This is a genomic window from Candidatus Symbiopectobacterium sp. NZEC135, from assembly GCF_025962695.1.
The window spans coordinates 40,236-58,647 of the sequence record NZ_JAGFPF010000010.1; the positions used below are offsets into that span (position 1 = coordinate 40,236).

Below are 18,412 nucleotides of genomic sequence, written 5' to 3' on the forward strand. Positions count from 1 at the left end.
GAGCCTTCATGGAACATCCCGCTTCTGTCCCGCTTTATCGCATTCGCAATATCCCGCTGCACGGGTTTGCGGACCAGTCAGCCTGTCTGGCGTACCTTTTCGCTGATGGTGAAGTCAAAACCGGTACGTTAGTGGCAATCAACGCCGAGAAGGTGCTGGCGGCCGAGCAGGATAAGCCGCTGTGGGATTTGATTGCCGAGGCTGAATACAAGTATGCCGACGGCATCAGTATTGTGCGCGCCATTAGGCGTAAATATCCGCAGGCGGAGGTGACGCGTGTCGCCGGGGCTGATTTGTGGGAAGCGCTGATGCAAAAAGCGGGTGCTGAAGGCACTCCGGTTTTTTTGCTGGGTGGAAAACCGGCGATACTGCGCCAGACCGAAGAGAAACTGCGGACGCAGTGGCAGGTGAATATCGTTGGCAGCCAGGATGGCTATTTCCCACCGGAACAGCGCGATGCACTGTTTGAACGCGTGCGTGCCAGCGGGGCGCGTATCGTTACGGTGGCGATGGGCTCTCCGTGTCAGGAGATACTGATGCGTGATTGCCGTCGTTACCACCCGCAGGCGCTGTATATGGGCGTGGGTGGCACTTACGACGTTTTCACCGGGCATGTGAAACGCGCGCCTTTGGCGTGGCAGCGTATGGGATTGGAGTGGCTTTACCGGCTGCTGAGCCAACCCAGCCGCATTACACGTCAGATTAAGCTATTAAAATTCCTCGCCTACTACTTCAGCGGACGCCTGTAACGGCGTTCCCCCCTCTTCTAAGCCATCGCGATTGGTTATGACCATTGGCACTTAAAACCGAATCTTTATGCTCATTTGATTTTAAATGACTATTTGCTGATCAGCGAAAAATGCAGAAGGATATGCTGCCTAAAATGCACTAACCCGTTCAAAAGCGGGATAGACAGCATAAAACCCGGTATGAAACTGGGAGGGAAACACAACATTTAAGACTGAGGAACTATGGCAAACGAGGAAACGCAAGGCAAGCTCCACCGTGGGCTTGAGGCGCGACATATTGAGCTGATCGCGCTGGGTGGAACGATTGGCGTTGGGTTGTTTATGGGCGCGGCGAGCGCATTGAAGTGGGCTGGCCCCTCTGTGCTGCTGGCCTATATCGTCGCCGGGATATTCGTTTTCTTTATCATGCGCTCAATGGGCGAAATGCTCTATATGGAACCGGTCACCGGCTCCTTTGCGGTGTATGCACATAAATACATGAGCCCGTTCTTTGGCTATCTCACCGCGTGGGGCTACTGGTTTATGTGGATGGCGGTCGGGATTTCCGAAATCACCGCCATTGGCGTTTACGTGCAGTACTGGTTCCCGGAGCTGCCGCAGTGGATCCCCGCTATCGTGTGCGTGGCGCTGGTCGCGCTGGCCAACCTGGCCGCTGTGCGTCTGTACGGTGAGATCGAGTTCTGGTTTGCCATGATTAAAATCACCACCATCATTGTGATGATTGTCGTCGGCGTCGGTATTATCTTTTTTGGCATTGGTAACCACGGTCAGGCGACGGGCTTTGCCAATTTGACTGAGCACGGTGGTTTCCTGGCGGGTGGCTGGAAAGGGCTGCTGTTTGCGCTGTGTCTGGTGGTGGCCTCTTATCAGGGCGTGGAGCTGGTTGGGATCACCGCTGGTGAAGCCAAGAACCCTAAAATTACCCTGCGGCGCGCGATTAACAATATTCTGTGGCGTATTCTGATTTTCTACGTGGGTGCCATCTTTATCATCATCACCATTTTCCCGTGGAATGAAATTGGCACCGCTGGCAGTCCGTTTGTACTGACCTTTGCCAAAATCGGGATTACCGCCGCAGCCGGTATTATCAACTTTGTGGTGCTGACCGCCGCGCTGTCGGGCTGTAACAGTGGGATGTACAGCTGTGGTCGTATGCTTTATTCACTGGCAAACAACCGTCAGCTACCGGCCTGGGTAGGCAAAGTCACGGCCAGCGGTGTGCCTGCGGCGGGTGTGACCGTCTCTATTTTTTGTCTGCTGCTGGGTTCGGCGCTAAACTACGTTATTCCCAACCCAGAAAAAGTGTTCGTCTATGTCTACAGCGCCAGCGTGCTGCCGGGCATGGTGCCGTGGTTTGTGGTGCTGATAAGCCAAATTCGTTTTCGTCAGCAGCATCAAGCGCAATTGGCGGGCCATCCGTTTAAGTCCGTGCTGTTTCCGTGGGTTAACTACCTGACCATGGCCTTTTTGCTGTGTGTACTGGTGGGAATGTATATCAATGAAGACACGCGGATGTCCTTGTTGGTAGGGATGGGGTTTCTTGCCGTGGTTAGCCTGATTTACGCCGTGCTGGAAGGGCGTAAAAAACAGGCGTTAACGGCACCCGAAGCCTGATTCATGGGTGGGGATTGTCGCTGGCTGTGTGTTTTCGGTACGAAATGCGCAAAGCATAAGCAAACGCATCATTTCGATAAAAAAAGCACTAGACAGGCAGAGATTAAATCCGTACTATCCCCACCCGCAACGGCGCTATGCGCCCGTAGCTCAGCTGGATAGAGCGCTGCCCTCCGGAGGCAGAGGTCTCAGGTTCGAATCCTGTCGGGCGCACCAATAACTTCTTTATAAGAGTTGTGTGCAAGCGCTGCGGTGGTACGATTCACCGTAAAGGAAGTACCGGTTCTATCGTTAGTTGTAAGCAGTACATTGGTGGCTATAGCTCAGTTGGTAGAGCCCTGGATTGTGATTCCAGTTGTCGTGGGTTCGAGTCCCATTAGCCACCCCAGATTCAGATGTTCGTGAATGTATGCGAAGGTGGCGGAATTGGTAGACGCGCTAGCTTCAGGTGTTAGTGTCCTTCGGACGTGAGGGTTCAAGTCCCTCTCTTCGCACCAACGAACGTCATCAACAGTCAGTGTGATACACTGATAGCGTTGAAAAAGCATTTCGGCGAGTAGCGCAGCTTGGTAGCGCAACTGGTTTGGGACCAGTGGGTCGGAGGTTCGAATCCTCTCTCGCCGACCACTTTCTGTGAAAAGCGGCTATTCCTCAGGAATAGCCGCTTTTTGCTTTCTGCATCCGTATAGCCTGCTCTATAAAAAAACGCCCCCGCTGTGCGAGGGCGAAAATCGTTTTATTCCGCTTTACCGCCTTCCAGCACTTTATCACTGCCGAAATACTTCTCTGCCAACGTTTTTAACTGGCCGTTCTGACGCAGTTGTTGCAGCTGTTGATTGAATGCGGCCAGCAGCTTATCGCCTTCCGCCGTTTTGGCAAACGGGAACGAGACCTGCTCATTGGAGATGGGTTCACCTACCAGTTTCAGCGGCAGGTGACGTTTATTGATCTCTGCCAGCAGGATAGGGCGGGAGTTGACATAGCCTTGAACGCGATTGTTGATCACATCATTCATCGCCCCGTCGCGGGTTTCATAGGTGCGGATGGTGACGTCATTGTTGGGAAAGGCGTTGCGCAGGTTGGTCACGTGGGTTGAGCCTAAAACGCCGGATACGGTTTTACCCTTAAGATCGTCCAGTGACTGAATGTCTTTGTTCTCAACGCTGGTGACAATTTGCGTGGCATAAGTAAGGTAAGTATCGGTGAAGTTGTATTTTTTCTGACGCTCAGCGGTTTTCACAAAATTATTGGCCACGGTATCCAGCTTTCCGGCCTCCAACTGGCCCATCAGGCCGCTGAAATCAGCCGTGGTCCAAGTAACCTGATAACCCAGTTCGCGAGCGATGGTTTCCACAACCTCGACATCGTAGCCGACCAGCGTGCCGTTCTCTTTATAAGAACCCGGGAAGCTTTGGCCGGTCGTGCCCACGCGTAGCACTTTACTCTGCGATTCCGCACTCTTGTTATTATCGCAGCCAGCCAGTGTTACGGCGGCAAGCAGGGTCAGCAGTGCGGCACTGACGTGGCGGGTCAATTGGATTTTCATCATGGGGTTCCTGTTTCAACATTCCTGGTTAATACCCGTCATACTTCAAGTTGCAGGTGCGTTGGCTGCATTCACTCACCCGAATCACTTACCTGAGTAAGCTCATCGGGATATATGAATCTCATCCCTGAGATTCGCCCCGCGGGCCAGCGCAGGCGCTGTTCAAATCTGTTCCAGACAGATTTGTCCCTCACTTGCCGCCTTCCTGCAACCCGAATTATTTAGGGTTTAAAACGAAATCGGGTTAACGCTTTGCAACGCGCTCATCAGTTCTGAGAGTAATGGCAGGCTAACAACAATGGGATGCACATTGGGGGGACGTGACAGAGCGTTGTTTGTTTGAAAACTATATCATTCAAAACAAAGGGGAATTTATACCTTCACGTTATATCTTATGACCATTTGATCGGTTACAACCTGCTGCCAGGCTTTTACTATTGCGCTTTATAGCCTGTGCGTATGGGTTGGCACAGCGTAGAGAAATCAAGGAATTGCCGTGTTTGCTATCAAATCTCCCGGTGTCTATCACCACCAATCTGGCCTGCTTTCACGTGTGGGTGAACTGATTGCGCCATTTTCTCGTCACATTGCCGTGTTGACCAGCCCACGCGCTTGGGCTGCGGTAGAAAATGCACTTTCTACCAGTTTGATGCAGTCCGACGTGCAGTTTGATGTGTACCTGTTGGAAGAGGAATGCACGCGCGAGGCGATTGCACACCATCAGCGTGAAATAGCTCAACGCGGCGTGCAGGTTGTCCTCGGTGTTGGCGGTGGACGCGTGATGGACTGTGCCAAAGCGGTTGCTGACGGGCTGGAGAATGGTCAGGCAATCACCTTGCCGACCATTGCTGCTACCTGCGCAGCCTGGTCTCCGATCAGTATTCTGTATGATGAGCAGGGCGGGCATCAGGGAACGCAGGTATTGCAACACATGCCGGTGATGGTGCTGGTTGACAGTGACGTGATTGCCCACAGTGATGTGCGCTATCTGAAAGCCGGGATCGTCGATGCGCTGGCTAAATGGTATGAATTTCAGCCTTATCTGGCGAAAAACGGCGATAATCTGGCGCTGAACCTTAAAGTGCAGGTGGCGACACTCGCCCGCGATACCTTTGTACAGTGGGGTGAACAGGCACTGAAAGATAATGCCGAACAGCGCGTGACGGTGGCATTGCAAAAGGTGATCGATGCCAATATCGCACTGGCCGGATTGGCAAACAGCATGCGTGATGACTCCCCTTCACCCGGCGTGGCCCATGCGATTCATAATCGAATGACGCACGTTCCTGAACTGCATGACTGGTTGCACGGAGAGAAAGTGGGCTACGGCTTGCGGGTGCAGTCGCTCGTGGCGCGCGATGACGGTTCGGTTGATCCCGATTTGTTGGCACAGTTGCAGCGCTATGATGCTCCGGAGCGCTTGCCGGTGGCGGAAGCACGCTATGCCGAATTGGCTGACACGCTGTCTCACACCTTTAAATTTCCCGCTGCCAGCGCCGCACTGCTGCCGTTTTCACTGGCACCCGAGGCGATTCAACGGGCTATATTAACAACGCAATACGGCAAGTGATGCGGTTTTACGGGATGTGATGGATATCAATATAGCGTTACGTCTGGATGTGTGGTAAACGATCTATCTTCCAATCTTCTGAATATAAGATAGATCCAGAAGATATATAGGGGCCGATTTGTCGCATGCTATATTCCCAAGATTAGAACGACGACAAAAATCCCGCCTGACACATCCAACGAACGAGTAAGCTATGGCATCACATCTCATTGATTTTCTCCTCATCGGGAACAACTTTGGCACGCCCGAAATGCGTGCTGTCTGGTCAGAACATAACCGTCTGACGAAGCAGGTTGACGTTGAAGTTGCGCTGGCGCTGGCCGAAGGAGAACTGGGCGTTATCCCGGCCGACGCCGCACAGACCATTGCCGCTAAAGCGGATGCAAGCGCACTGAATGTGGAAGAGATCGCGCAGGACGCGGTCCGTATGAAACACTCCCTGATGCCCACCATCACCGCGATTCAAAAGCAGTGTGGCGACGCAGGTGAATACATTCACTATGGTGTGACTACGCAAGATATCGTGGATACCGCCACGGTGCTGCAATTGCAGCAAGCCTTTGCCATTGTTGAACGCGACACGCAATTGATGGCGGTTGAGTTGAAACGGTTGGCGAAAAAGTATCAGCATACGCCGATGACGGGGCGCACCCACGGCATGCAGGCGTTACCGACCACCTTTGGCTTTAAACTGGCGGTATGGCTGGATGAGTTTGTTCGCCATCTGGAGCGTCTGAAAGAGATTAAAGCCCGCGTACTGGTGGGTAATGTGAACGGCGCAATTGGTACCTATGCCTCGTTCGGCGAACTGGGGCCGCAAATTGAGCGCCTGACGCTGGATAAATTGGGGCTGGGTACGCCAAACATCGGCTGGCAGTCCGCGCGCGATCGTTTCTCCGAATATGCTTCTGTAGTGGTACTGATCAGCGGCACGCTCGGCAAGATTGGCAACGAACTGTATAACCTGATGCGCACGGAAATCAACGAAGTTGAAGAGCCGTTCTCAGCAGGCAAAATTGGCTCCACCACCATGCCGCACAAGCGTAACCCGGCGGCATTGGAAGGGCTGGCTAGCCTGACCGCACCCATTTTCAAAAGCGCATCACTGATTCATGAATCCATGAAAGTGGAGCACGAGCGTGACGCCATGAGCTGGCGCGCAGAGTGGATTGCACTGCCGGAAGTGAACATTTACCTCTCTGCGCAATTGCAGAATGCGCTGGGTATCCTGCGCGGTATGTCGGTGAATGAAAAGCAGATGCTGGCGAACCTGGAACTGCAAAACGGCCTGTTGCTCTCTGAGAAAGTGATGTTTGAAATTGGCAAACGTATGGGCAAACAAACCGCACACCATTTGGTGTACGAGTGCTCCATGAAGGCGTTTGAACAGAATCGTCACTTCAAAGAGGTGCTGCTGGAAGATCCGGTGTTGTCGGCGCAGGTTACCGCGCAGGAACTTGACGCCTGGCTGAACCCGGTCAACTATTTGGGCTGTGCACCGCAGAAAGTGGATGAAGTGATTCGTTATGCCGACAACTCTGGTCTGCTGCCAGCGTAAGTGAGCGTTAAACATGAGTACGGTGTTTCGCCAGCTCACGCTGGAAGATGATGAAGCCTTTCTGGCGTTGGCGTTAGCGGCCTATGAACCGATTCGCCAACTGGGCATTCACTTTGCCGCGGCTGAGGCGGATATCGATAGTGTGCGTCGCCATATTACGCGCCACGGTGTTTATGCGCTGGAGAAAGACGGCGTGATGGTGTCGTCGTTTAGCATCCGTTACCCCTGGGGGCCGGAGCCTGGCCCGTATGGTTTGCCGCATTTGGGGTGGTTCGCCACCCACCCGGACTACAAAGGGCAAGGGTTTGGCCGCCAGATGATGCAGTGGCTGGAAGAAACGGTGCTGATAGGGCAACTCAAGGCACCTGCGGTTTCTTTGGGCACGGCACAGAGCCATCCCTGGCTTATCGAGATGTATAAGCATTACGGTTTTAACGAAGTCGGGCAGGCGAATCTGGGTAAAGGCCACCTGACGATTTATATGGAAAAAGTGTTAGACCAGGATGGTTATCACCAGTGGAAGAAGAAAAATTCCCAATGAGAGGCATGAACATGATAATGAAAAAACTGACTTTGTCTGCGTTAGCGCTTACCACTGCCTTTCTGATGGCGGGTTGTGACTCTCAGGACAAAAAAGCAGCAGCGGGCGGAGAAGCCAGCACGGTGTTGCGCGTAGGTTCTACCGGACAAAGCTACCCGAGCGGCTTTAAGCAAGATAACAAGCTGGTGGGGTTTGACGTTGAAGTCACGGAAACCATCGCGAAAGATCTGAATTACAAAATCGAGTGGGTTACCGCCGATTTCAGCGGCCTGATGGGGCAATTGGAAGCGAACAAACTCGATACCGTGGCTAACGTCGTGGCGATCACTCCGGCGCGCAAAGAAAAGTATAACTTTGCCGATGTTTACAGCTACTACGGCAGCCAGATTGTTACGCATAAAGACAACGCCAACATCAACACGCTGGACGACCTGAAAGGCAAAACCGTGGCAGGCGTATTGGGCTCTAACCACGTTAATAACCTGAAGAAAGCGTTTGCTGACGGCAGCGTAACCATCCGCACCTATGAAACCCGCGATGGTGCAATGAACGATGCCTTGTCTAAGCGCGTGGAAGGCTATGTCAATTCCCGCCCGATCCTGTTGGCTGAAATCAACAAGCGTAACCTGCCGTTCAAACTGGTCGGCGATCCGCTGGTGATCGAGGAAGTCAGCTTCCCGTTCCACAAAGATGCAAAAGGCGACAAACTGCGTGAGCAGTTCAATGCCGAACTGGCGAAAATGCGCGCTGATGGCCGTCTGAAAGAGATTTCTGTGAAATATTTCGGTGAGGACATTACCGCCGCACCGCAAGCTCACTAACCGACGCGCTTTTTGTCATCTCTTTTCCACCGGTGCTTGCGCCGGTGGAAGCATTAATGGTACTACTCATGAATATCGATTTTGCTTACCTGCTGAAGGTGTTTCCTCAGGTTTTGCTCTATTTACCGACCACGCTGCTGTTAGCCGTGGTATCCATGATTTTCGCCATGATACTGGGTCTGGTGCTAGCGCTGCTGCGGGAAAGCAAGATCACGGTATTGGTGAAGGTGATTGAGTTTTATATCTCGCTGTTTCGCGGCATTCCGTCGCTGGTTCAGTTGTTTATCATCTATTTCGGTTTGCCGCAGCTGTTCCCGGCGCTGAGCGATCTGACCGCGATGTCGGCGGCAATTATCGGCTTTAGCCTGAAAACCTCGGCCTACATGGCGGAGATTTTCCGCGCCGCGCTGGCCTCGGTCGATTGGGGACAAACGGAAGCCGGGCTGTCGATCGGCATGAACCGTTCGCAGATTTACCGCCGTATTGTACTGCCACAGGCGATGCTCAATGCGCTGCCTGCTACAGGTAACACCTTTATTTCGCTGATCAAAGATACTTCGGTAGCCTTTGCGCTTGGCGTATCTGAACTGTTTGCCGAAGGTAAAATGATCGCCGCTGAATCGCTGCGTTTCTTTGAAACCTTCCTGGTGGTAGGGCTGATTTATTGGCTGGTCATCATCGTTTATTCCAGACTGCAAAACTGGCTGGAAAAGAAACTGAACCACTCATTACAGCGCTAAGGAGACGCCGCCATGATCAGTGTAAAAAACCTCTCAAAACGCTTTGGCGACAAAGTGGTGCTGGACAATATCAGTCTGGATATCGCACAGGGCGAAGTGGTGGCGATTATCGGCCCTTCAGGGTCGGGTAAATCCACCCTGTTGCGCTGCCTCAACCTGTTGGAAAAACCGGAGTCCGGCACGATTGAAATTGGCGATCGCGTACTGGATACGCGCCGTTATAGTACCAAGGAAGCCTACGCGCTGCGTCAGCAGACCGCGATGGTGTTCCAGAACTACAACCTGTTCAAAAATAAAACCGCGCTGGAAAACATCACGGAAGCGTTGATTGTGGTGAAAAAAATGCCGAAGAAGCAGGCGCAGGAGATTGGGCTGCGGCTTATCGAGCAGGTTGGCCTGCTGCCGGAAGCTCACCAGTATCCGGTGACCTTGTCCGGCGGGCAGCAGCAGCGTGTGGGCATCGCGCGCGCGCTGGCCGTGGATCCGAAAGCCATTCTGTTTGATGAACCGACCTCGGCGCTGGATCCGGAACGCGTGCACGAAGTGCTGCAAGTGATTCAAAATCTGGCGAAAAACAGCACCACCATGGTTATCGTGACCCATGAGATGCAGTTTGCCAAAGAAGTTGCTGATCGGGTGATTTTCATGGCCGACGGGCATATCGTCGAGCAGGGACCAGCCGAGCAGGTGATCAGTTTCTCTGACAACCCGCAGACGCAGCGTTTCTTACGCCAGATGACCAAGATGCCGGAACATACCGAATACGACATCTGACGATGCGGTGATAACAAGCTATTTAGATAAAATACCCTGCGTGCCGCGGGCTTATCCTGCGGCGTTAAGCACGGACAGTGTGGAGAAAACATCGTGAAAACAGCAGCTCAACATGCGCCGTTAGCGCAATTTATTCAGGCGTTCCGGCACGATCTGCACCAGAACCCTGAATTATCCAACCAGGAATTTGAAACCACCAAGAAAATCCGCGCCGCGCTGGAGAAAGAAGGCATCCGCATTCTGGATCTGCCGTTGAAAACCGGTCTGGTCGCAGAAGTCGGCGGCGTGCAGGATGGCCCGTTGGTTATCGTTCGTTCAGATATCGACGCACTGCCGATTGAAGAAGAATCCGGCGTGGACTTCACCTCTCAGCGTCAGGGCGTGATGCACGCTTGCGGGCACGATTTTCACTCCTCCGCCGCGCTGGGTGCCGCCATTTTGCTTAAAGGCATCGAGTCTGAGCTAAAGGGCACCGTGCGCATTCTGTTCCAGGCGGCGGAAGAAACCGGGCTGGGCGCGCCAGAAGTGATCGCGACCGGTGCGCTGGATAATGCGGCAGCCATCTTTGGCATTCACAACGACCCAACGCTGCCGGTTGGTGTGGTGGGTGGCAAAGACGGTGCGTTGACGGCGGGTGTCGACCGTTTTGAAATCAAGATCGCAGCCAAAGGTTGCCATGCGGCCAAACCCCATGAAGGCAACGACCCCATTATCATTCTCGGCCAGTTGATTAGCGCAGTGCAGACCATTATCAGTCGCACGGTGCCCGCGGATGATACCGCCGTGGTGTCAATCACGCAGGTACACAGTGGCAGCACTTGGAATGTGATCCCGGATACTGCCTACGTGGAAGGTACGGTACGCACCTTTAGCCAGGCAGCGCGCGATCTGATCGAACAGCGCTTCCGCCAGATTGTGGCAGGTATTGCCAGCACTTTTGGCGCTGAGCTTGAGTTTATCTGGCACGCCGGGCCGCCGTCCGTGGTCAATACGCCGGAATGGGTGGATTTTGCCCTGCGCATTGCCGATGAAGAAGGTTTTGAAGCGCGTCGCGTGGATGCCAGCCCGATTGGCGAGGATTTTGCCTTCTATCAGCAAAAACTGCCAGGCACATTCATGATGGTCGGTTCGGGCGGGCCTTATGCGTTGCACCATCCGAAATTCCGGGTTGATGACAGCGCGCTGTTCCCTACCGCGCACTACCTCCATCAGTTGGCGAAACAGAGCCTGGAACAGCTGGCTTCTCGCTGATGCTTTGCTCCGCGCCGTGTTCACGGCGCGGATAATTCATGTCAATATCCGCTATATCTCAAGCTGCAAGTGCACTGGCTGCATGCGTTAACCCGAATCACTTCCGTGCTGTAAATTATTAAGGTGATATCCCTATTTTTATTTAAATAAAACAGTTAAATACCTTCAGTTTCTTGCTCACTACATCCTTTTTTAATATTCAATACTCGTTAAACGATATGTCATTGATCGTATCAATTGCTATTCAGAGAATGAACCAATAATACAATTTTATGCCGAAGGTAAGAAATCTGTATTAAAGGGAATCGAAATGAATAGTAAATTTACATTATTGTTCGCCACGCTTTTACTCTCTGGTTGTACGACGCAATGGGTGAAAAACAGCGCTAATGCTGAGGATTTCACTATCTCGAAAGGTGCCTGTGAAACGCTGAGTGAAGAAAAATTCCCGGTAAAAAATGAAGTGGCGCAGCGAACGAAATATACGTCCTACTATTTGCCGTGTGGAAAAAAGGACGACTGTAAAAATGAAAAATATATCAGCGGGCAACGACCAGAAATACAAAGTTATGTGATGGATGTTAATAGTGATAGCCGTCAGGCCCTTTTCAATCAGTGCATGAATTTGAGGGGATGGACATCGGAAACGAAATGGTTCCCATAAGGACGATAATTAAAATGAATCTGCGGATGAAAGTGATGGTGCTCGGGGGGATCTACGATCTGGCGACGCCATCACCTCAATCACCTCTCTTTGCCTGAAAAACTGCGCGCTAATCTGCAATTTCATCGGTATGCGTCGGGGCATTTTCCCTATCTTGACGAAAGATCGCTGCAACAGTTACATCAGGATCTGCGTGACTTTATTGCGGGATAGTTCAGCAGACTGTTGGAAAATGGCGACAGAATCCCTGTTTATATGTCTCCATTAGGAGACATATAAACATCTGAAATAAAACATAAAAAAATAATATTCACTATTGTGTCTCTATATGGAGACAGTCAGGGACATTTCTACCTGGTTCTTGCTATCCGTCAGGGGGAGGCATGCCAAATAGATAGATTTAAAAAAATTCATATTTTTCAATTTGTTGTTTGTTTTTCTTTTTTTATTTTTCATTGAACCAATAATTTGGCACGTTTCATGCAAATATAACCCTCGTAGATGCTCATTCCGCTTTCTATGTTTGCTTCGGCTTCATAACCCTGGGAATGACGCAGAGCCGTTTACAGGTGCCTATCGTCCACCTCCAGATGACGTTGTGGTTGGCAGTTTTGCTGCGTTTCACAACACCATCGGACTTTTCGGACATTACGTTGAGTGAGGCACTCTACTGTAGTCTTTTATGACCTGATCTTATTCAACGCTTGCCGTTTATTGGCAAGCGTTTTTTTTCGCCATTTTTAGGGCGTGAGGTCTTCGCCGTGGGTGGCGATGACCTTTTGATACCATGAAAATGATTTTTTCTTGTGGCGATCGCCGCTGCCAGAGAGGGTGTCATCGAGATCGACATAAATAAACCCGTAGCGCTTGGACATTTCGCCGGTCGACATACTGACCAGATCAATACAGCCCCAAGGGGTATAGCCCATCAGCGTCACACCGTCAGCAATGGCCTCTGCCATTGCCTCAATATGTTGGCGCAGATAATTGATGCGGTAATCGTCTGCCACGTAGAGGTTGCTGTCGGGTTTATCGATGGCCCCTAATCCGTTTTCGACCACAAACAGAGGTTTACCGTATCGGTCATAAAGCTGATTCAGCGCGATGCGCAGACCGGTCGGATCGATCTCCCATCCCCATTCGCTGGCCTCAAGAAACGGGTTGCGCGTTCCGCCCAGTAAATTGCCTTCGGTATCTTCGCCCTCTGCGTGGGTTTCATTCACGGTGGTCGACATGTAGTAGCTGAAACCGATGTAATCGACGGTATTATTCGCCAGCAGTTCAAGATCGCCGGGTTCGATCGCCAACGTAACGCCCAGTGAGTCCCACAACCGTTGCGCATAGTAGGGGTATTTGCCGTTGGCTTGCACATCGGCGCAATAAAAATTGAAGGACTGCGTGCGTTGCATGGCCGCCAACTGATTCACCGGGTTGCTGTCGTAGGCGTAGGTGGTGGCATAAATAATCATGCAGCCCATCTGGATATTTGGATTGACCTCGCGGGCAATTTTGGTTGCCAGACTGCTGGCGACAAACTGGTGATGCCATGCCTGAAATTTCGCCTGTGCGTCCCGGGCCCCCGTTTTGACAACGAGTCCTTGGCTCATGATCGGAAAATGCGCCGCACTGTTGATTTCATTGAAGGTCATCCAATAGTTGACCTTGTGTCCGAAACGCTCAAGCACCGTGCGAGAAAAACGCTCGAAAAATCCAACTAGCGCGCGGTTTTTCCAACCGCCATAGACGGTGGCCAGATGCAGCGGCAGTTCGTAGTGCGAAATCGTGATAACCGGTTCAATGCCATGGGCGAGGCAGGTATCAATTACCGCATCGTAGTGTGCCAGACCGGCTTCATTGGGCGTTTGCTCCACGCCATTAGGGTAGATACGGGTCCAGGCAATGGAAAAACGGTAACACTTGAAGCCCATTTCGGCGAACAGCGCGATATCTTCTTTGAAGCGGTGATAATGGTCGATGCCTTTGTGGTTTGGATAAGTATAACGCGCGGTATCCAGCGAAAAATCGAAGGATTCAGACGCGACGATGGCTAAGCGTGCTTTACCGCCTGGGAGGGTGTCCACAATCGACAGTCCCTTGCCTGCTTCATCGTATGCACCTTCCACCTGATTGGCGGCGGTCGCTCCGCCCCACAGAAATTCGGGAGGAAATCGTGTAGTCATGGAATTCTCCTTTTAGTATTTAAAATGAAACCGGTTTCATTTTATACCCGTCATACTTCAAGTTGCATGTGCGTTGGCTGCACTCGCTCACCCGAATCACTTACCTGAGTAAGCTCATCGGGGTTCACTCATTTGCCGCCTTCCTGCAACCCGAATTATTTAGGGTATATTGCGTAACGGTATAAAAGCGTGTCTGTTTCGCTGATTGTACTGATGGGATAGCGCCGCCCCTGACTGCGGGGCAGCGGAGAACGCGATTAAGACGGGGTTTGTAGTGTGAGTAACAGCCCTTCGCGACGCATCTGAGCTGCTTCTTCCGGCAGCCGCAGATGATCAAAAGCATCGGCGCGCCAGGCGTAATCAAAGGCATCCGGGCGCAGCGCCAGTGCGGCGGCAAACGCATCGCTGGCTTGCTGCCATTCCCCTTGTTTCAGCATCAACTGTCCCAGAGTACTGTGCAGCAACGCACTGTTGTCGTGCTGTTTTAGCAACTGGTGCAGGAGTTTTTCCAAAGAGGCCGGTTCGCCTGCGGCCAGACGTGGCATCAGCAGTACCAGACGTTCATCGTAATGACGTTTCAAACCGTCGATCACAATCTGCTGGGCGGTGTGGTGATCGTCACAGGCGATGAGGTGCTCCGCCATGGCCACTTGCAATGGCAAATCTTGCCGCACCTTGCGACTTTGTTCCTTCCACCACAGCTTCAGGCCTTCGCTGCCACCTTCTGCCATCGCTTGTTCCATCAGACCGAGTAGGGCGGATTGGCGCAATGCCTCCAACTCCTCCTCGGTACGGATCTGGGTTTTGCGCATGGCGGGCAGAATATCTAACAGTGCGCCGTAAGCGTGTGTGCGTTGGAACGCCAGTTCCGCTAACCGTAATACTTCGGGATGGCGCGGCGCGTATGCCAGCAAACGATCGACGCCATGGCGTGCGGCGTGATCCTCATTGCGAGCCAGTTGGATGCGCACGCGGGTGATGTCTACCGGCAACTGATCGGTGTCGGCCATTTCGGCCGCTCGCTCCAGATACTGCCGGGTGCGAAATTCATCACCGCGCTGCTGCGCGGCTTCGGCGGCTAGCAGATAGTTCACCACCGGTTGTTCGGCGTGATCCGCGTTACGCGTCAGCAGTTTTTCTACCTGAAGATAATCGCCTTCGGCCAGTTTAAGCAGGGCCGCTTTGGTCTGTTTTCTGGCGCGAGTGCGTTTACGGCCCAGAAACCAGCCGCGGGTGCGCGCGCCGGTGAGAAACATGCGACGCAACAGCCACTCCAACGCAAACAGGACGACCAACAGCAGCACCAGCATGATAACCAACCCGGTAACGCTGGTTTCGATGTTGTAGGTGTCCGTTTGCACCAGTACATAGCCCTGACGCCCTGCGAGCATCGGGCCAAGCACTACGCCAGCAATAAGGATCAGGAACAAGAACAGCACTTTCAGCATGATCAGCCCTCCTGTTGCTGCGCAGGCGATTGCGCCAGCAAATTACGCACTCGCGTTTGCATCAGTTTTTCCAGCAGCGGCTGGCTTTGCAGCGTAGTAGGTACATCCAGAGAGACGGGCTGCTGGCTTAAGCTGTCAACCTGTTCCAGAAAGGCTTTGGTGCCGGGATCGCTGGTATCAAAATAGGCGCGTACCCAGGTGGATACCGCTTCCAGCGACTGTTTGAACGTCTCGTTCTGATGACGCGGCACGGCCTGTGCGGCGGTCAGCAGACGCGCTCGGATATTTTCACGCAGGTAGAAATCCTGATTCGGTGCCAGCAGCGGTTCCGCATTGCTGTCACGCCGGCGAATGGTAATAAAATCGGACATGAAGTTGTGCCAGCTTTTACTCAGATTCTGTCGCCATTCGCTGAGTGTGGCTGAAAGCTCGCCGTCGGTTTCATCCATTGGCGCATCATCGTCCTGGGTGTTATCGGCCAGACGCAGGTTATCGACCTGATCGGTTAACTGATTCACCCGCAAAATAATGCCGTCGAAATCTACCTGACCGACTGACGCCAATGCGCTGATATCATTGGCAATGGCGCGACGCAGTTCAAGCAGGCTCGGATCGTTCATGTCAGCCAGACTGCCATCGGCGCTTTTCAGCAGTGCGCCCGCGGTCAGCACATCCTTATCACTCCACAGCTTGCGCCCGGCCAGTTTGACCAGAAAGTCCGCCTGTGCCAGCAGCCAGGTGCTGGTGTCGTGGTTGGAAAGGGCGGCCAGTTTCTGGCTGAGTTCGGTGGATTCCCGTGTCACCACGTTCAACTGGTTCGCCGTGCTGTCCTGCCACTGTTTTTGCTGCGCCAGCGCGGCCTGCCACGCCGTTTTATCCTGCTGATACTGTTGCTGTAGCGCCGCCAACTCGCCCTTCATTTGTGCCATGGACGCAGCGTTTTGTTTCTCCTGCTGCTGTCCGAGGTAGTACACGCCTGTGCTTAACAGCAGGGCGATAGCAATGGCAACGCCACCCAGCACGCGGCCCTGCCCCGCGCGGTCCCGGCGCGGTTCATCCGCAGGCGCGGCGTCGGGGGACGAAAACGTAGCATCAGGGCGTTCTGTCACCGTTTCCGATGGGGTTGAAGGGGTATGGTGTTCCGTCATAATGGGTCATCCCATGGTCTGGTTTGTTGTACGATTGGCCGCGCAGTCACGATAGCAGACGCACAAGCGCGTCGTTATCGGCATTGTCCGCGATAAGCACGTCACGCCAGCCAAGCTGGCGCGCTTCAAGCGCCAACCGTTCGCTAACAACGATAACCTGGCAGTGCAGCAGCCAGGATTCGCGATAATATTGTGGCACCAGCGCATACAGCTGATGCAGCATATCGCCGCTGGTAATCACCAGACGATCGATACCGAGTTGTTGCCAATGTCGGCTCTGTTCCGGTCCATCATAATAGACCGGACTGCGCTGATAACATTCACAATAACTGACCTGTGCGCCGCGTTCTGCGAGCGTTGTTGCCAGCAGTTCTCTGCCGCCATTACCTCGTAATAATAGCGCGTTTTTGCCACTAATATTTTGTAATTCTGGAAGTTGCAGCAGCATTTCGCTGGTTTCCCGCTCGGGCGGATAGGCAACGGCGTGAGAGGTGGCCTGATGCAGCGCCAGTGCAGTGGTGCGTCCGATGGCGTAATAGACCGGGGTTGCGGGCCAGGACACACCCGCTTGCATGAGTGTGGCAGCGGCATAGTGCACGGCGTGCTGCGACAGCGCGAACAGCATATCGCCCTCGCGCAGCGCCGCCAGTCGTGCTGACAGGGAAGGCAGTTCACTGCCGGGGGAAAAATCAATAAGCGGGCTGTGGCAAGCCGCGTGGCCGAGCTTACACAGCCGTTCCACCAGTGCCTCCCCCGCTGGTGACGGGCGGGTCACCAGAATGGTCATGATGAGCCTGCACTCTGATAAACGGCGTGCAGAATCGTGTCTGCGCCGTTGGCTAACAGCTCTTCAGCCAGATCGATGCCCATGCGTTCCGCCTCGCTGGCGGGGCCGATGCGCTCACCGCGAATCATTCTGCTGCCATCGGGTGCACCCACCAAGGCTCTTAGCCAGAGTTGTCCCGCATTGAGTTCAGCATAGCTGCCGATCGGGACTTGGCAGCCACCGTCGAGGCGAAGGTTCATGGCGCGTTCAGCAAGAACGCGGTAGGCGGTCTGTTCATGGTTGAGCGGTGCCAGCAGTTCGCGCACGCGGGCGTCATTTTCCCGGCATTCGATACCAATCGCACCCTGACCCACGGCGGGCAGTGACTCTTCCGGGGGGAGTGGCGTGCGAATGCGTTCTGACAGATTCAGGCGTGAAAGTCCGGCGACGGCCAAAATAATGGCGTCATAGTCGCCGTTGTCCAACTTGCCGAGGCGCGTTCCAACGTTACCGCGCAAATCCCGGATGATCAGATCGGGCCGGCGGGCGCGCAGCTGGCATTGGCGGCGCAGGCTGGAGGTACCGACGCAGCTTTCAAGCGGCAGATCGGCCACGCTGGCATACTGATTCGACACAAAGGCATCGCGCGGATCGTCACGCTCACAAATGGTATACAGGCCAAGGCCGTCGGGGAACGATACCGGCACATCCTTCATCGAGTGTACGGCGATATCCGCGCGGCCTTCCAGCAACGCGCGCTCCAGTTCTTTAACAAACAGTCCCTTGCCGCCCACTTTCGCCAGCGGCGTGTCCAGGATGATGTCGCCGCGCGTCACCATGGGAACCAGTTCAACCTGCAACGTGGGGTAGTAGTGCTGCAACTGCTGTTGCACATAATGTGCTTGCCACAGTGCCAGTGGGCTTTGTCGGGTGGCAATTCTAAGGGTGTTGTCTACCATGCTTAATACCGTTTTTATCATTTTGCGCCATCGTATCACTGCGGCGCTCAGGTGTCAGCGTTCCGGCGCTGAAGGTGCTGGGT

The 18,412-nt window shown here is 53.4% G+C and carries 16 protein-coding genes and 4 tRNA genes; 14 read left to right on the forward strand and 6 right to left on the reverse strand.

Annotated elements, in window-relative coordinates; translation table 11 throughout:
* Positions 1-8 precede the first annotated feature (8 nt).
* The 6 genes from wecG to J5224_RS08050 all read left to right on the forward strand — a co-directional run bounded on the left by wecG (position 9) and on the right by J5224_RS08050 (position 2,990).
* Positions 9-749: a lipopolysaccharide N-acetylmannosaminouronosyltransferase gene (gene wecG / locus J5224_RS08025; protein WP_264624863.1), complete on the forward strand. Its 741-nt coding sequence runs from the start codon at positions 9-11 to the stop codon at positions 747-749.
* 222 nt (positions 750-971) lie between these two features.
* Entirely contained in the window at positions 972-2,363 is a 1,392-nt protein-coding gene (gene thrP / locus J5224_RS08030; RefSeq protein WP_264624864.1) for a bifunctional threonine/serine APC transporter ThrP, read from the forward strand.
* 139 nt (positions 2,364-2,502) lie between these two features.
* A tRNA-Arg gene (locus tag J5224_RS08035) sits at positions 2,503-2,579 on the forward strand.
* A 96-nt stretch (positions 2,580-2,675) separates the two neighbouring features.
* A tRNA-His gene (locus tag J5224_RS08040) sits at positions 2,676-2,751 on the forward strand.
* Between the two features lie 23 nt (positions 2,752-2,774).
* Positions 2,775-2,860, forward strand: a tRNA-Leu gene (locus J5224_RS08045).
* A gap of 53 nt (positions 2,861-2,913) precedes the next feature.
* A tRNA-Pro gene (locus J5224_RS08050) sits at positions 2,914-2,990 on the forward strand.
* A 109-nt stretch (positions 2,991-3,099) separates the two neighbouring features.
* Here J5224_RS08050 and J5224_RS08055 read toward each other — a convergent pair.
* Positions 3,100-3,909, reverse strand: coding sequence for a transporter substrate-binding domain-containing protein (locus tag J5224_RS08055; RefSeq protein ID WP_264624916.1), 810 nt, complete (start codon positions 3,907-3,909; stop codon positions 3,100-3,102).
* A 496-nt stretch (positions 3,910-4,405) separates the two neighbouring features.
* Between J5224_RS08055 and J5224_RS08060 the strand changes: the two genes are divergently transcribed.
* The 8 genes from J5224_RS08060 to J5224_RS08095 all read left to right on the forward strand — a co-directional run bounded on the left by J5224_RS08060 (position 4,406) and on the right by J5224_RS08095 (position 11,828).
* A complete protein-coding gene (locus tag J5224_RS08060; RefSeq protein ID WP_264624865.1) occupies positions 4,406-5,479 on the forward strand; it encodes an iron-containing alcohol dehydrogenase family protein in 1,074 nt (357 codons plus the stop codon).
* 193 nt (positions 5,480-5,672) lie between these two features.
* A complete protein-coding gene (purB, locus tag J5224_RS08065; protein WP_222158877.1) occupies positions 5,673-7,037 on the forward strand; it encodes an adenylosuccinate lyase in 1,365 nt (454 codons plus the stop codon).
* 13 nt (positions 7,038-7,050) lie between these two features.
* Positions 7,051-7,578 carry a GNAT family N-acetyltransferase gene (locus tag J5224_RS08070; RefSeq protein ID WP_264624866.1) on the forward strand — a complete coding sequence of 176 codons (528 nt, stop codon included), beginning with the start codon at positions 7,051-7,053 and terminating at the stop codon, positions 7,576-7,578.
* 11 nt (positions 7,579-7,589) lie between these two features.
* Positions 7,590-8,399: an amino acid ABC transporter substrate-binding protein gene (locus J5224_RS08075; RefSeq protein WP_264624867.1), complete on the forward strand. Its 810-nt coding sequence runs from the start codon at positions 7,590-7,592 to the stop codon at positions 8,397-8,399.
* 68 nt (positions 8,400-8,467) lie between these two features.
* Entirely contained in the window at positions 8,468-9,139 is a 672-nt protein-coding gene (locus J5224_RS08080) for an amino acid ABC transporter permease (RefSeq protein WP_222161225.1), read from the forward strand.
* A 12-nt stretch (positions 9,140-9,151) separates the two neighbouring features.
* Positions 9,152-9,913, forward strand: coding sequence for an amino acid ABC transporter ATP-binding protein (locus J5224_RS08085; protein WP_264624868.1), 762 nt, complete (start codon positions 9,152-9,154; stop codon positions 9,911-9,913).
* A 93-nt stretch (positions 9,914-10,006) separates the two neighbouring features.
* Positions 10,007-11,164 carry a M20 peptidase aminoacylase family protein gene (locus J5224_RS08090; protein ID WP_264624869.1) on the forward strand — a complete coding sequence of 386 codons (1,158 nt, stop codon included), beginning with the start codon at positions 10,007-10,009 and terminating at the stop codon, positions 11,162-11,164.
* Between the two features lie 310 nt (positions 11,165-11,474).
* Complete coding sequence (locus J5224_RS08095; RefSeq protein WP_264624870.1) at positions 11,475-11,828, forward strand: hypothetical protein; 354 nt, start codon at positions 11,475-11,477, stop codon at positions 11,826-11,828.
* Positions 11,829-12,568: 740 nt separating this feature from the next.
* Here J5224_RS08095 and J5224_RS08100 read toward each other — a convergent pair.
* The 5 genes from J5224_RS08100 to hemC form a co-directional block, all read right to left on the reverse strand.
* Positions 12,569-14,008 carry a glycoside hydrolase family 1 protein gene (locus J5224_RS08100; RefSeq protein WP_264624871.1) on the reverse strand — a complete coding sequence of 480 codons (1,440 nt, stop codon included), beginning with the start codon at positions 14,006-14,008 and terminating at the stop codon, positions 12,569-12,571.
* 257 nt (positions 14,009-14,265) lie between these two features.
* Positions 14,266-15,456, reverse strand: coding sequence for a protoheme IX biogenesis protein HemY (hemY, locus tag J5224_RS08105; protein WP_264624872.1), 1,191 nt, complete (start codon positions 15,454-15,456; stop codon positions 14,266-14,268).
* A gap of 2 nt (positions 15,457-15,458) precedes the next feature.
* Positions 15,459-16,604 carry a uroporphyrinogen-III C-methyltransferase gene (gene hemX / locus J5224_RS08110; protein WP_264624873.1) on the reverse strand — a complete coding sequence of 382 codons (1,146 nt, stop codon included), beginning with the start codon at positions 16,602-16,604 and terminating at the stop codon, positions 15,459-15,461.
* A 46-nt stretch (positions 16,605-16,650) separates the two neighbouring features.
* Positions 16,651-17,391 (reverse strand): uroporphyrinogen-III synthase, encoded by a 741-nt coding sequence (hemD, locus tag J5224_RS08115; protein WP_264624874.1) that lies wholly within the window; start codon positions 17,389-17,391, stop codon positions 16,651-16,653.
* Positions 17,388-18,329, reverse strand: a complete 942-nt coding sequence (gene hemC / locus J5224_RS08120; RefSeq protein ID WP_264624875.1) for a hydroxymethylbilane synthase — start codon at positions 18,327-18,329, stop codon at positions 17,388-17,390. The genes hemD and hemC overlap by 4 nt, the downstream gene beginning before the upstream one ends.
* Between the last annotated feature and the right edge of the window lie 83 nt (positions 18,330-18,412).

Excerpts from the sequence above, each read along its gene's own strand:
- hemC (WP_264624875.1), bottom strand. The coding sequence starts at position 18,329 with ATGGTAGACAACACCCTTAGAATTGCCACCCGACAAAGCCCACTGGCA.
- J5224_RS08100 (WP_264624871.1), bottom strand. The coding sequence starts at position 14,008 with ATGACTACACGATTTCCTCCCGAATTTCTGTGGGGCGGAGCGACCGCC.
- J5224_RS08095 (WP_264624870.1), top strand. The coding sequence starts at position 11,475 with ATGAATAGTAAATTTACATTATTGTTCGCCACGCTTTTACTCTCTGGT.
- J5224_RS08080 (WP_222161225.1), top strand. The coding sequence starts at position 8,468 with ATGAATATCGATTTTGCTTACCTGCTGAAGGTGTTTCCTCAGGTTTTG.
- purB (WP_222158877.1), top strand. The coding sequence starts at position 5,673 with ATGGCATCACATCTCATTGATTTTCTCCTCATCGGGAACAACTTTGGC.
- J5224_RS08055 (WP_264624916.1), bottom strand. The coding sequence starts at position 3,909 with ATGAAAATCCAATTGACCCGCCACGTCAGTGCCGCACTGCTGACCCTG.
- J5224_RS08075 (WP_264624867.1), top strand. The coding sequence starts at position 7,590 with ATGATAATGAAAAAACTGACTTTGTCTGCGTTAGCGCTTACCACTGCC.
- thrP (WP_264624864.1), top strand. The coding sequence starts at position 972 with ATGGCAAACGAGGAAACGCAAGGCAAGCTCCACCGTGGGCTTGAGGCG.
- J5224_RS08070 (WP_264624866.1), top strand. The coding sequence starts at position 7,051 with ATGAGTACGGTGTTTCGCCAGCTCACGCTGGAAGATGATGAAGCCTTT.
- wecG (WP_264624863.1), top strand. The coding sequence starts at position 9 with ATGGAACATCCCGCTTCTGTCCCGCTTTATCGCATTCGCAATATCCCG.
- hemX (WP_264624873.1), bottom strand. The coding sequence starts at position 16,604 with ATGACGGAACACCATACCCCTTCAACCCCATCGGAAACGGTGACAGAA.
- hemY (WP_264624872.1), bottom strand. The coding sequence starts at position 15,456 with ATGCTGAAAGTGCTGTTCTTGTTCCTGATCCTTATTGCTGGCGTAGTG.
- hemD (WP_264624874.1), bottom strand. The coding sequence starts at position 17,391 with ATGACCATTCTGGTGACCCGCCCGTCACCAGCGGGGGAGGCACTGGTG.
- J5224_RS08085 (WP_264624868.1), top strand. The coding sequence starts at position 9,152 with ATGATCAGTGTAAAAAACCTCTCAAAACGCTTTGGCGACAAAGTGGTG.